We start from the raw sequence: 13,180 nt of genomic DNA, 5'->3' as shown, positions 1-13,180 counted from the left end.
TCTATAGAATATGTTGATAGGAATTATAAATTTTATACCGAATCGTGGAAAGGTTGGGAATCATACATGTGGAACGAGTTTAAAAAGTTCGCTTTAAAAGGGAATGTTATGGATTTAGCAGTCGGGGTTGTAATCGGTGGTGCATTTGGTAAAATTGTTTCTTCATTAGTAGCTGATGTTATCATGCCATTAGTTGGATTACTACTTGGTGGGGTAAACTTTAAAGGACTTTCCTTTACATTTGGCGATGCAGTTGTAAAATATGGTGCATTCATTCAAACAGTTGTTGACTTCTTAATTATCGCATTCTCTATCTTCATGTTCATTAAGCTGTTCAACAAGCTAACATTCAAAAAAGAAGAAGAAGTAGTAGAAGAAATTCCAGAACCAACAAAAGAAGAAGTACTTCTTAGCGAAATTCGCGACTTATTGAAACAACAAAATTCTTCAAAAGACAACGCATAATGGAACGGATAAAAAGCATGCCCATATAGGACATGCTTTTTTTTATATCTTATAACGTTTCCGAATTCATATGAATGAACAAAATAATGCCAGCAACCATCAATACCATAATGGAACCTGCAAATAATGTAATCGCAACAAATACGAGACTTGCACTTACATTTACTGAAATACTTTCAACAAAAATAGAAGCTACATACGTGATAAGGGCAATTCCTGCAAGAATACTTCCTGGAACAAAGCGCTTTAAGCCATTTTGTTTTAACGTCATATATGCAAAAAAAGCCGTCATGCAAAGCGTAATTATCCAAAGAACGATCATCTCTTCCCCCCTCACAAGCCTTTTCTTTCTATTATACATGACATTGCGTAGTTATAGGAAAATTTGATTTTGAAGCATGCACAATAACAGGGAATAATGAAAGATGTAACGAATTATGAACAATAATAATTCAAATACAAGGAGGAATAATTAATGGAGGATTCCTACACCAGTTATGCTACATTGGAGCAAGTAGAAAGATTTGATTATATTACAATCGATTTAGAAAACAAGTTTTTCTACATTGAAGTCGTTGACATAAAAACGAGTAAAGTATTATTAGGGGTATCACTTGATTTACAGAAAAACAAAACAACAGTAAACGGAGATATAGAAAAGTATCGCACTTTACAAATTGATGATTTGCTAGCAGGATTCAAAATAACGGCGCAACTATGTATCGATCATAACTTGCGAAATCAAGATGAGTTATGGGCATTTATTGAAAAAGATTAAAAGAAATACAGAAAAAAATGAATGTTTCTCAGCCAGAAATGTATGAAAATATGTCCTACGCAGAATCTCAAAGACACCTTCACCAACAAGGCATCATCTATTACGTACCAGCCTCTATTTTGGCTAGTATTGTTTATAAAGTGAAACTTTAATTAGTGGGGGTTTTCTTCATCCCCCACTAATTATCAGCCCGCACCAATCGGGCTTTTACGGGCAGTTGATTCCCTACCTATCTTCTCCTCGTTTCTCTCTGAATCTTGAGGTGGGGATCTTACTGCACGTTAATGCGGGATAAAATAAAGCATAGATAAAAAACTCACAGCACCACGCTGTGAGTTTTTATTTTACTTACTTCGTTGAATCTCTAAATTGGATACGGTGAGGTAAGATAACTGTATGATCTTCTACTTTTTCTTTGTTCATGTACTTTGTTAATAGACGCATTGCTACTGCACCGATGTCATACATTGGTTGTACAACTGTTGAAAGCTGTGGGCGTACCATTAATGCAAGACGCGTATTGTCAAAGCCAAGTACTTCTATGTCTTCTGGTACGTTTAATCCAGCGTCTTGTGCCGCGTGGATTACACCTAGTGCCATTTCATCTGAAGATACGAAGATTGCTGTTGGTTTTTGATCAAGCTCCCAAAGTTTTTCAAATGCTTCTAAACCTGAATCATATGTGTAATCTCCATCAATTACAAGATTTTCATCATAAGCGATGCCAACTTCTTCTAAAGCTTTTTTGTAACCTTGTAATTTCTTTGCACTTGCAGCTTTGTCAATGTAAGGACCCGATACGAAACCGATACGCTTATGGCCTTGTTCTAAGAAATGTTTCATTGCATCATAAGCTGCTTGTGTATAATCGATATTTACTGATGATGTTTCATTTTCCTCATCAAATGACGCTGCTAGTACGATTGGTACTGGAGACTTTTTAAATTCTTCTACATGCGTATCTGTAATATCTTCACCCATAAATACAATACCATCCACTTGTTTACCAAGCATCGTATTTAATAAGTGAAATTCTTTTTCTCTATTTTGGTCAGAGTTACTTAAAATGATGTTATATTTGTACATTGTTGCGATATCTTCGATTCCACGTGCAAGTTCTGCATAAAATGTATTAGAGATATCTGGAATAATAACACCTACTGTTGTTGTTTTCTTACTTGCTAGTCCACGTGCTACCGCATTTGGGCGATACCCTAATCGATCAATTGCTTCTAATACTTTCTTTCTTGTTGTAGGTTTTACATTCGGATTACCGTTCACAACGCGTGATACAGTTGCCATCGAAACGTTTGCTTCGCGCGCTACGTCATAGATTGTTACGTTCATCTCTTCCGCACACTCCTTCTATATTATGTTATCTATCTTTATGTATCGGTTCACTTAAATGAAAAAAAGACATCAACTCATCTTGCAGATGTCACTCCCGAGTCCTTTTACTAATGATACGATAAAAATGCAGGCTCATACAATATTTTCCCGCAAAAGTTTCGAAAAAATTCGCTTCTTTTCTCCTATTTTCGTATTTTTTATGTAAAAAAGGACATTTTCCGCGAAAAAGTCTATGCAACAAGTGTCGCATAGACTTTAAAATCCATTCTATATAAATCCAAATTAAAAAACGAACATCAAACCATTCTTTTTAGATGGGAGAGAGCATCCTGCCATGCATAGAAGCGGTCAGTGCCTTTTTTAACCCCATGCCAAGTAAGAACAAAAGGAGAAAGCGAGTGGAGATCTTCTTTTATCTTCATAACCGCTACTTAAGTGCTTGAAAATCAAAATGGATTTATATGTTGGAAAATCAAGTTAGATATATATAACTATCTACCGCGAAATGCTTTTAGTTCTTTCATAAACTCATTGAATTCTGGAATATCCATCTGTTGTGCTGAATCTGATAACGCAACAGCCGGGTCTGGATGTACTTCAGCCATAACTGCATCAGCACCAATTGCCATCGCTGCTTTTGCAGTCGGTAATAAAAGGCCACGTCGCCCTGTAGAGTGCGTTACATCGACTACAACAGGTAAATGTGTTTCTTTCTTCAAGATCGGCACAGCAGAAATATCGAGCGTATTACGCGTTGCCTTTTCGTAAGTCCGAATACCGCGCTCACATAAAATAATATCCCCATTACCTTGTGCGATAATATATTCCGCCGCATAGATAAACTCTTCAATCGTTGCTGATAAACCACGTTTTAGTAATACTGGTTTTTTCACCGATCCAGCCGCTTTCAAAAGTTCAAAGTTTTGCATATTACGAGCACCAATTTGAATTACATCAACATACTCTAATGCCATTTCAATATCACTCGGGTTTAAAATTTCACTAATCACCGCTACATCATATTCATCCGCTACTTGACGTAAAATCTTCAGCCCTTCTAACCCAAGGCCTTGGAAATCGTAAGGTGATGTACGAGGTTTAAACGCACCGCCGCGCATCAGTTTTAAACCTTGTTCTTTCATTGCTTCTGCCACTTGGCGCACTTGCTCATAACTTTCTACCGCACATGGTCCCATAATAAAGTGCGCATTGCCATCACCAATTTTTTCACCTTTTATATCAACAATCGTATCCTCTGGCTTCTTCTTACGAGAAACAAGCAGTGCCTTACGATGATCATCTTCTTGTAACTCTAGGCTTGTTTGAAAAATTTGTTTAAAAATATGTTGAAGAGTCGATGTTTCAAATGGCCCATCGTTATTCTCCGCAATTAAATCAAGCATCTTTCTTTCCCGTACAGGCTCAAATCGTTTTACACCTTGGACTTCTTTTAATTTACCTACTTCTTGTACAAGACGACCTCGCTCGTTTAATAACTCTAGTATCTTCATGTTCATCTCATCTATTTGAAAACGTAAGCGATCTAATTCTTGTGATGTCATAAGAAAGCCACCTCTTTTAAGTCATATATAAAGATTACCTTATTATCATGATTAAGATAATTTATTATATCCGATAGATGTCAGGTTGTCACATGATATACTTTACAGACGGAATCGTTCCCATTTTCATAGCAAAAAAACAAGCGTCTCCGCTTGCTTCTTTCCTACTTCACATTCTCTTCTAAAGTCTGCTTCTTAATATCCCAATGAGATGTATGCCATACTACTATCCCATCTTTTATGTATAGCACTTGTGGTGACTCATGTTTAATACCAAAGTGCTCTGCAATACGATTCGAAACCTCTCTTGCGTCTTGCACGTATAAATAATAAGCAGGTGCTTCTTTTGCATCGTGACAATATGCCTCGAACTCTGCGTATGCCCCTTGGCTAATTGGACATGTTGTACTATGTTTAAAAAGAATATATGGTTCCGCTGTTTCTAATACTGCGTCAAACTCTTCCATTGTTTCAATTTTCGTCATGCTCACGTTATTCACCTCTCATACGAATCGGAAGTCTAGAGCGCTTCTCTTTTTTCTCTGCCTTCTCTAATTTCTTCTCAGCCTTTTCTAGCTTTTTCTCTTGTCTACTCGTGCGATAATGATTGTACACTTCAATCGCTGCACTACTCCATTGTACGACTTGCGCTACTTTGTCTGCATTATTTTCGATTTCATTTGTTACAGAATCTGATACATCGCGTAGTTTCGTATTTAAAGAATGAATTGTTGTTCCGATTCCATTTACGCCTTCTACTACTTTATTTAACGACTGAGATTTTTGCTGAATATCATCAGCTAATGCATTCGTCTTATGTAATAATTGTTCTGTCTCTACGCTTATCCCTTGCATTTGCTTCTCTAAGCCTTCTAATGTACTTGCAACATTTTCTAACGTCTTCTGCAATGATAATAATGTTCTACATGTATATATCACTAAGATTGCAAAAGCAACAGCAGCTATAGCTGCACTTACGTATAAAAGAACTTGCATTTCATCACTTCCTTTATCTTTTTTATACTTTCCCCTATTATACAATCATTTTCCGTTTCGTTCTAATCCTTATAAGGACGTACGAATTTTCATACTTGTTCGTCAACTGTAACATAAATCATTCAACAAATACCACCAATTAGGGTACAATAAGAAAGGATACATAATTAATAGGGAGGCTTTTACATATGAAAGACCCACGTATTGAAACTTTAGCACATAATTTAATTAACTATTCCATCCGTTTACAAAAAGGTGAAAAAGTATTAATTGAAAACTTTGGCTTACAAAAGGAACTTGTAACTGCACTTGTAAAAGAAGCGTATGCAGCTGGCGGTTTCCCATTCGTCTCATTAAAAGATCATCAAGTTGACCGCTCTTTATTAATGGGCGCTACTGAAGAACATTTCGAGCAAATCGCTGCATATGAAGCAAGCGTAATGAAAGATATGGATGCTTACATCGGTCTTCGTTCTGGCGACAACATTAACGAACAAGCAGATGTTCCAAGTGAACGCATGAAAATCCATGGTCAAACAGTTGGTAAAAAAGTTCATAGAGACATCCGTGTTCCAAAAACACGATGGGTTGTTCTTCGCTATCCAAATGCATCTATGGCACAGCTTGCGAAAATGAGCACAGAAGCATTCGAGGACTTCTACTTCGAAGTATGTAACTTAGATTACGGTAAAATGGACAAAGCAATGGATAACCTTGTTGAACTTATGAACAAAACAGATAAAGTTCGCCTAGTTGGCCCTGGAACTGACTTAACATTCTCTATTAAAGATATTCCAGCTATTAAGTGCTCTGGTCATTTAAATATTCCAGACGGTGAAGTATACTCTGCACCAGTTCGTGATTCTGTTAATGGTACAGTTTCTTATAACACACCATCACCATATAACGGCTACACTTTCGAAAACGTACAGCTTACATTTAAAAACGGTCAAATCGTTGAAGCAACTGCAAACGATACAGAACGTATTAACAAAATCTTTGATACAGACGAAGGTGCACGCTACGTTGGTGAGTTTGCAATCGGCGTAAACCCATACATCTTACATCCAATGGGCGATATCCTATTTGATGAAAAAATCGACGGCAGCTTCCACTTCACTCCTGGACAAGCTTACGACGATGCATGGAACGGCAACAACTCTAACATCCACTGGGATTTAGTATGCATCCAACGCCCAGAATACGGCGGCGGTGAAATTTACTTCGACGACGTATTAATCCGTAAAGATGGACGCTTCGTTGTATCTGAATTAGAAGCATTGAATCCTGAAAACTTAAAATAAGTGAAAAAGAGCTCTCCCTTTGATGGGAAAGCTCTTTTTGCATATTAAATCCGATATATTATTTCTCCACTTCCTGTCCTTTACTTCGAGTTTGACGAAAATAATAATAAAACAAAAGTACAACTGCTAAAATGCCTACTGCTATCGACAAATATAAAGGCGAGCCCCAGCGAATATGTCCTCTAACACAAACAACTAACACCATCAATAATTCAAAACAAAATAACAGTCTAATGTGCTTCATTGCTCACTCCTGTTATGCTTTCACATCTATTTTCACATGTGGATTTGCTTCTTGAATAAGCGACAATAACTTTTCTTTATTTCGCGGCATCGCAATCATATGCACGTTATATTGATTTGTTGTAATTTCAAGTGACTTTCCAACTTGGCGGACAACTCTCACATCAGATAAGACAATATCATCATTTAGTATTCCGTATTTCAATACACCATTTTTCACTGTATGTTTTTTAATAAATATTTCCCACACGAGCGGGACATTTACAACAAGGCAAATTGCCATCCCAATCAGTGCTGATCCCCAGTTTCCATTGTCCATAATGAGCATTCCGATTGGCCAAACAACCGTAAGAATTAACATTACACTTACAAAAACCATAATAGGCGTACTTCTTTGGATAGGAAAATTCATACCATCACCCCTTAACCAAATTATACCATTTTTAACAATAAAAAAACTAGAGACACTTTTCTCCCTAGTTTTCACCGTCTATACAATTCGGTATTTTTTAATGCTTCTTCCACTCTGAAGCTAGTAAACTGTATACAGCAAGATCATGAAAATGGTCATATAGCCATTCTTCCTCACGCAGAATCCCGTCTAAGCGAAAACCAAGACGCTCTGGAATCGCACGGCTTTTCTGATTCCCTGCCCCGCAACGGATTTCTATCTTATTCAATTTTAATTCTTCAAACGCATAATGTAGCACCGCTTTTACACTTCGCGTCATAATTCCTTTTCCGCCCGCTTCTTCTGCAAGGTAATATCCAAGACTCGTTGCTTTCTTCCCCCAGCTTACTTCATGAATACCTACCATCCCAACAAGCTTTCCTTTATAACGGATACCTGTTTCAAAACCATTTCCATCTGCAAATTTCTTCAGCCACATTGGAAAAACTTCATCATATGCATCAGCTGATTTTGTTCCATCAACCCATGAAAGCCACTCTCTTAAATGTTCCCTGTTTTTGTCTATTAATTGATACAACTCTTCTTTATGGTGCTTTTCTAGTAATTGAAGTTCAATGTCATCATCTACGTGAAGTGTGAACATTTCTCCATCCCCTTGTTTATTTTCTTATTATTCTAACACTTTTAACAAAAATAGTAAAAACACTATAAAAAGAACATGCATCACCAATATATCGGCGGTTTTTAAAATATATCGACCATCCGACAGCGTTCGATACAAAACAAACAAAAAAGACGTGCAGCCAACGCTGCACGTCTTTTTCATCTTATTACTTCTCCGCAACTTGCACTTCTTTCACGTAAGCTGCTTCGAATTTTTGGATGTCACCTGCGCCCATGAAAATAAGAACGCCGTTTTTATGTTTCTTTAATACATCTGTTGTTGTATCTGTAATTAACTCTGCACCATCAATGCGTTGTTGCAGATCTTGAATCGTTAATTCACCTTTGTTTTCACGTGCTGATCCGAAAATATCACATAGATATACTTGATCAGCTTTGCTTAGACTTTCCGCGAACTCATCTAAGAACTTTTCTGTACGTGAGAATGTGTGCGGCTGGAATACAGCGACAACTTCACGCTCTGGATGTTTTTGACGAGCTGCTTCAATCGTTGCATTAATTTCTGTTGGATGGTGCGCATAATCATCGATGATGACTTGTTCTCCCATCGGCTTTTCATTAAAGCGACGTTTTACGCCTTCAAACGTTGTTAATTGATGCTTCACTGCTTCTACATCAACATTTTCATAGTGGCAAAGCGCAATAACTGCTAATGCATTTAAGACGCTATGATTGCCGTATCCTGTAATTTTGAACGTTTCATAATACGTATTACGAACGAATACATCGAATACAGTACCATCTGTTCTCTTTTGGATGTTACGTGCTTGGAAATCATTATCTTCGCCAAATCCATAGAAAATAACAGGTACTTTCGCTTGAATTTTTTGAAGTTCTTCATCATCACCACATGCAATAATTCCTTTTTTCACTTGAAGCGCCATCTCTTGGAATGCACTGAATACATCGTTAACGTCTGTAAAGTAGTCTGGATGGTCAAAATCAATATTTGTCATAATTGCATAATCTGGATAGTAAGACAAGAAATGACGACGATACTCACATGCCTCAAACACAAAATACTTACTATTTTCTACCCCATGCCCTGTTCCATCTCCGATAAGGTAAGATGTTGGGTGTGCGCCTTGTATTACATGGGCTAACAAACCTGTTGTTGATGTTTTTCCATGTGCACCAGTTACAGCAACACTTGTATATTGACTCATAAGATCACCTAAAAAGTGATGGTAACGATGTACTGGGATATTTAATTCTTTTGCTGCTACAATCTCTTCATGCGTATCAGGAAACGCATTTCCAGCGATAATCACTTGTCCTTCTTTTACATTATTTTTATCAAAAGGAAGGATGGAGATACCACGCTTTTCCAATGCTGTTTGTGTAAAGAAACGCTTTTCAAAATCAGAGCCTTGAACAGTATGCTTCATATCATGAAGAATTTGTGCTAATGAACTCATTCCTGTTCCTTTAATTCCTACAAAATGGTAAACTGTCATCTTAAAGAACCTCCAACATTTCGAACTAATACAACGGCCTATCTATAAGACAGTATATGAATCTTTTCTTATTTTGGTAATCATCATACATTTTCGATATAGCGGAACTTTTATCATTTCTCGCCAATCGGGATAAACACGTACGTACTTCTTATATGTCCATAACAAACCTATTATAGCAAAAAACAATCCGTTATACTATGATAACAGAAAAACTGATAGGGTCAATCACCTATCAGTTTTCCGTTTCTTACATATCTTCTCTTTTTTCTAATTGAACACGCTCTAAACGTGGGTTTGGACGATATTTACGTCCAGCCTTCGCTTCTGGCTTTCCATTTAATTCTACATTATCACCTGTAAAACCAATGTTCATTTTTAACAAGCTGCTTCCTACTCCGTATAAATCTACAGGAACATTTTGCGCTTCAAATTCACGAATACGCTTTTCGTCAAATCCACCCGTTACAACAATATCAACGTGCTGGAATCCCTCATCATCGAGCGCTTTACGAAGAGCGAAAACAAGTGATGGATTTACACCACGTGGGTCAAATGTTCCAAGTACTTCTGGGTGGCGAATGAAGTATTGATCAATCATCGTACGTGATGTATCAATACGTACACCTTTTAATTCTGGACCAAATTCGCGTGCAACACGAAGTCCATCTGTAATAACATCATTGTTATAATCAATCAGCACAACAAGGTCGTCTTCTGGAAACTTTTTATGGTATGCTTTCGCAGCTTCTACAACGTCACCATTAAACATTTGAATTAATGCGTGAGGCATCGTCCCCATTCCACTTTTGCCCCACCATTCATTCATAGCATGCGTTGCCTGTGCACTCATGCCACCAATATAAGCGGCATATCCGTCACCAGCTTGCTGTGTATAATGATCATCACGGTCTCCCATGAAAATAACAGGTTTTTCTTTTTCACCGCTACGGGCAGCTTGTACAACGTTATATACATTTGTTGCAACAGATGTACGACGTGCTAAAATCCCATCAATTACACCTTCTAAAAACCCGAAATATTCATAAGGCCCTGTAATTGTTAAAACTGTTTCAAACGGATTAATATTGTCTCCATCCTTTAAAGAATGAATTTCAAGTTCTTCAGGATGTGCAGCAAATGTTTGTAACAATGCTAATACTTCATCTGTTCCGCAAAGTACCGCATGCTCTTTTTGGAAAAATTGCATTGTCACAACACTTTTCGGGCGAAATTCTTGAATAATGTCACGAGTTTTTAAAAAGTAAACGGCAGAGAACCAGCCTTCCCCAACTCGTTCATCAAATTTAAATGTATTATTTGTTAGTCGATTGATTTCACCTTTTAATTTTAATTCAATTTCTTTCATGTCGTTTACTCCCTACTTTACTATCCAACATTTTCTCTTAGTATACAGCAAAACCGCTCCCTATACATTCGTTTCCTGCATAGCAGCAAACTCATCCTCTGAAATAAGGACATCTCTCGGTTTTGTTCCCCGTGCTTCAGAAATAATCCCTTGTGCTTCCATCTCTTCAATAAGACGTGCCGCACGATTATAACCGATGCGGAATTTTCTCTGTACAGAAGATGTGGACGCTCCCCCTTGTTCTACAACAAATTGACATGCATCAAAAAACAGTTCATCTTCAGATTCACTCTGCTCTGATTTTGCTAATAAATCCTCTTGTTTAAATAAATAGTTTGGTTTCATTTGCTTTTTCACATGTTCAACTGTGTTTTCAATTTCATCATCCGATACATATACACCTTGGACGCGAACAGGTTTTGATGTACCGTTCCCTAAAAATAGCATATCACCGCGGCCAAGTAATTTTTCCGCTCCTCCAATGTCAATGATTGTACGTGAATCGACTTGAGAGGATACTGTAAACGCAATACGCGTTGGAATATTTGATTTAATTAATCCTGTAATAACATCTACAGATGGACGCTGCGTCGCGACTAATAGATGGATACCGCAAGCTCGTGCTTTTTGAGCGATACGACAAATTGCTTCCTCAACATCGCCAGGAGCAACCATCATTAAATCTGCTAACTCATCAATTACAATGACGATATATGGCAATGTCTCACCTGGAACTTCTTGATCGCCCACAATTGTATTATAACGATTTAAATCACGTGCGCCAGCATGTGCAAACAATTCATAACGACGTTCCATCTCTTCTACAGCCCACTTTAACGCTGCTGTAGCTGCCTTCACATCTGTAATAACAGGTGCTACAAGATGCGGAACAGAATTATATGGTGCAAGCTCAACCATTTTCGGATCAATCAACATCAACTTCACTTCATGTGGTTTTGCTTTATATAAAATGCTCGTTAAAATCGCGTTAATACACACACTTTTCCCTGAACCAGTTGCACCAGCAATCAGTCCATGTGGCATTTTTCTAATATCCGTTACAATTGGCTCTCCAGAAATATCAAGTCCAAGTGCAACTGTAAGCGGTGATTCACTCTTCGTGAACACTGGACTTCTCAAGATTTCTCTTAAAAATACCGGCTTACTTTCTTTATTCGGAACTTCAATTCCGATTGCGCTTTTCCCTGGAATTGGTGCTTCAATTCGAATATCTTTTGCAGCTAAACTTAGCTTAATATCATCACTTAAGTTTGTAATTTTATTTACTTTCACACCTGGATCGGGTTGCACTTCAAAGCGGGTTACAGCTGGTCCTTGTGACACATTGATAACATGAGCCCCAACATGGAAATTATTAAAAGTCGTATCTAATAATTCTTGCTGTTCTTTCAACCATTCTGTATTGTCTAACGCCGCTTGAGTTGGAATCGTCAATAATGTTAATGGTGGCATTGTATATTCCGGAGGTGTTTGCAGTACATTACGCATATCATTCTCTCTTTTTGCTACAACGTATGCTTTTTCTTGTACTCCTTCATTTGCAACAGGTGTCATTACTTTCATTTGCTGTGCTGGCTTCTCTTCCACTTGAGCTTCCACTACAACTTGCTGTGTGGGTCTCTCTTCTTCTCGAGCTTCCACTACAACTTGCTGTGCGGGGCTCTCTTCTTCTCGAGCTTCCACTACAACTTGCTCTACTAGGTTCTCTTCTTCTCGAGTTTCCACTACAACTTGCTCTATTGGGCTCTCTTCTTCTCGAGTCTCCACTACAACTTGCTGTGCGGGGCTCTCTTCTTCTCGAGTTTCCACTACAACTTGCTCTACTGGTCTCTCTTCTTCTCGAGTTTCCACTACAACTTGCTCTACTGGTCTCTCTTCTACTTGAGTTTCCACTGCAACTTGCTCTATTGGGCTCTCTTCTACTTCAACTTGTTGTACAGGTTGCATGCTCACTTTCGAAGTTTCTTCTGCTTGTTTTACGGGAGTCTGCGCTGCTGACATTCGATTTGCATGTCTCTCCATCAATTTTCTTCTATCTTGTTTTAACATCACAACATTAAACGGCACATGACGCTTTTTCTCACGCTTCGGTTCTTCTATTTTCTTAACAGGCTGTTCTACAGCCACCTCTTGCTTTTCTTCAGCTTCTTCTATTAATACATTTGCAAAGTTTTGAACTTCTTTCTTCGTATGCTCGTCTGCTACTAAAGATCTTTCAGAAATATCGTTCTCTTCTTTAGAAGTACCCTTCTCTTGTTCCGTAGTTTCTACAACTACTACTTGAGCGGTAGGCTCTGCTATTTCTACTTCTTCCAGTTCCGATACAGCTTCTGTTTCTTCCACTTCTTCCGGTTCTGATGCAACTTCTGTTTCTTCTACTTCTTCCGGTTCTGATACAGCTTCTGTTTCTTCTACTTCTTCCGGTTCTGATACAGCTTCTGCTTCTTCTACTTCTTCCGGTTCTGATACAGCTTCTGTTTCTTCTACTTCTTCCAGTTCCGATACAGCTTCTGTTTCTTCTACTTCTTCCGGTTCTGAT

General features: G+C 37.9%; 14 protein-coding genes and 1 pseudogene. 4 read left to right on the top strand and 11 right to left on the bottom strand.

Annotated elements, in window-relative coordinates:
* The first annotated feature begins 66 nt into the window (after positions 1-66).
* Positions 67-465: a large conductance mechanosensitive channel protein MscL gene (mscL, locus tag CN373_RS23230; protein ID WP_098360272.1), complete on the top strand. Its 399-nt coding sequence runs from the start codon at positions 67-69 to the stop codon at positions 463-465.
* 49 nt (positions 466-514) lie between these two features.
* On the opposite strand, the gene CN373_RS23225 is transcribed toward mscL, so the two are convergent.
* Positions 515-787, bottom strand: coding sequence for a DUF3917 domain-containing protein (locus tag CN373_RS23225; RefSeq protein ID WP_000636583.1), 273 nt, complete (start codon positions 785-787; stop codon positions 515-517).
* A gap of 153 nt (positions 788-940) precedes the next feature.
* Between CN373_RS23225 and dhp61 the strand changes: the two genes are divergently transcribed.
* Together dhp61 and CN373_RS25965 are read left to right on the top strand one after the other, a co-directional pair.
* Entirely contained in the window at positions 941-1,243 is a 303-nt protein-coding gene (gene dhp61, locus CN373_RS25670) for a protein Dhp61 (protein ID WP_000390244.1), read from the top strand.
* A pseudogene (locus CN373_RS25965) lies at positions 1,234-1,395 on the top strand (DUF3949 domain-containing protein); the annotation flags it as partial. The gene dhp61 and the pseudogene CN373_RS25965, both read left to right, overlap by 10 nt.
* 196 nt (positions 1,396-1,591) lie before the next feature.
* Here CN373_RS25965 and ccpA read toward each other — a convergent pair.
* From ccpA to CN373_RS23195, 4 genes are all read right to left on the bottom strand, one after another.
* A complete protein-coding gene (ccpA, locus tag CN373_RS23210) occupies positions 1,592-2,590 on the bottom strand; it encodes a catabolite control protein A (RefSeq protein WP_001103315.1) in 999 nt (332 codons plus the stop codon).
* A gap of 494 nt (positions 2,591-3,084) precedes the next feature.
* Entirely contained in the window at positions 3,085-4,155 is a 1,071-nt protein-coding gene (locus CN373_RS23205; protein WP_098360270.1) for a bifunctional 3-deoxy-7-phosphoheptulonate synthase/chorismate mutase, read from the bottom strand.
* A gap of 164 nt (positions 4,156-4,319) precedes the next feature.
* Positions 4,320-4,646 (bottom strand): bacillithiol system redox-active protein YtxJ, encoded by a 327-nt coding sequence (gene ytxJ / locus CN373_RS23200; RefSeq protein WP_000063054.1) that lies wholly within the window; start codon positions 4,644-4,646, stop codon positions 4,320-4,322.
* Between the two features lies 1 nt (position 4,647).
* On the bottom strand, positions 4,648-5,196 hold the full coding sequence (locus CN373_RS23195; RefSeq protein ID WP_002058103.1) for a DUF948 domain-containing protein: 549 nt from the start codon (positions 5,194-5,196) through the stop codon (positions 4,648-4,650).
* A gap of 143 nt (positions 5,197-5,339) precedes the next feature.
* On the opposite strand from CN373_RS23195, the gene CN373_RS23190 reads away from it, so the two are divergent.
* Positions 5,340-6,455: an aminopeptidase gene (locus CN373_RS23190; protein WP_000654746.1), complete on the top strand. Its 1,116-nt coding sequence runs from the start codon at positions 5,340-5,342 to the stop codon at positions 6,453-6,455.
* Between the two features lie 58 nt (positions 6,456-6,513).
* On the opposite strand, the gene CN373_RS23185 is transcribed toward CN373_RS23190, so the two are convergent.
* The 6 genes from CN373_RS23185 to CN373_RS25960 all read right to left on the bottom strand — a co-directional run.
* Positions 6,514-6,699, bottom strand: coding sequence for a hypothetical protein (locus CN373_RS23185; RefSeq protein ID WP_000680627.1), 186 nt, complete (start codon positions 6,697-6,699; stop codon positions 6,514-6,516).
* A gap of 12 nt (positions 6,700-6,711) precedes the next feature.
* Positions 6,712-7,110 carry a PH domain-containing protein gene (locus tag CN373_RS23180; RefSeq protein ID WP_098360269.1) on the bottom strand — a complete coding sequence of 133 codons (399 nt, stop codon included), beginning with the start codon at positions 7,108-7,110 and terminating at the stop codon, positions 6,712-6,714.
* A gap of 97 nt (positions 7,111-7,207) precedes the next feature.
* A complete protein-coding gene (locus CN373_RS23175; RefSeq protein ID WP_098360268.1) occupies positions 7,208-7,753 on the bottom strand; it encodes a GNAT family N-acetyltransferase in 546 nt (181 codons plus the stop codon).
* A 187-nt stretch (positions 7,754-7,940) separates the two neighbouring features.
* Complete coding sequence (gene murC, locus CN373_RS23170) at positions 7,941-9,251, bottom strand: UDP-N-acetylmuramate--L-alanine ligase (protein WP_098360267.1); 1,311 nt, start codon at positions 9,249-9,251, stop codon at positions 7,941-7,943.
* Between the two features lie 250 nt (positions 9,252-9,501).
* The gene (locus tag CN373_RS23165) at positions 9,502-10,620 is read right to left on the bottom strand and encodes a nicotinate phosphoribosyltransferase (RefSeq protein WP_000658376.1); all 1,119 of its coding nucleotides are present in this window, start codon (positions 10,618-10,620) and stop codon (positions 9,502-9,504) included.
* 60 nt (positions 10,621-10,680) lie between these two features.
* Positions 10,681-13,180 (bottom strand): DNA translocase FtsK (locus CN373_RS25960; RefSeq protein WP_276307615.1); only part of this gene is annotated, 2,500 nt, incomplete at its 5' end.

The sequence above is a fragment of the Bacillus cereus genome, from assembly GCF_002561295.1.
Taxonomy (GTDB): Bacteria; Bacillota; Bacilli; order Bacillales; family Bacillaceae_G; genus Bacillus_A; species Bacillus_A cereus_S.
The sequence above is the reverse complement of the archived record's forward strand: the minus strand, read 5'-3'. Positions and strand labels throughout refer to the sequence as shown.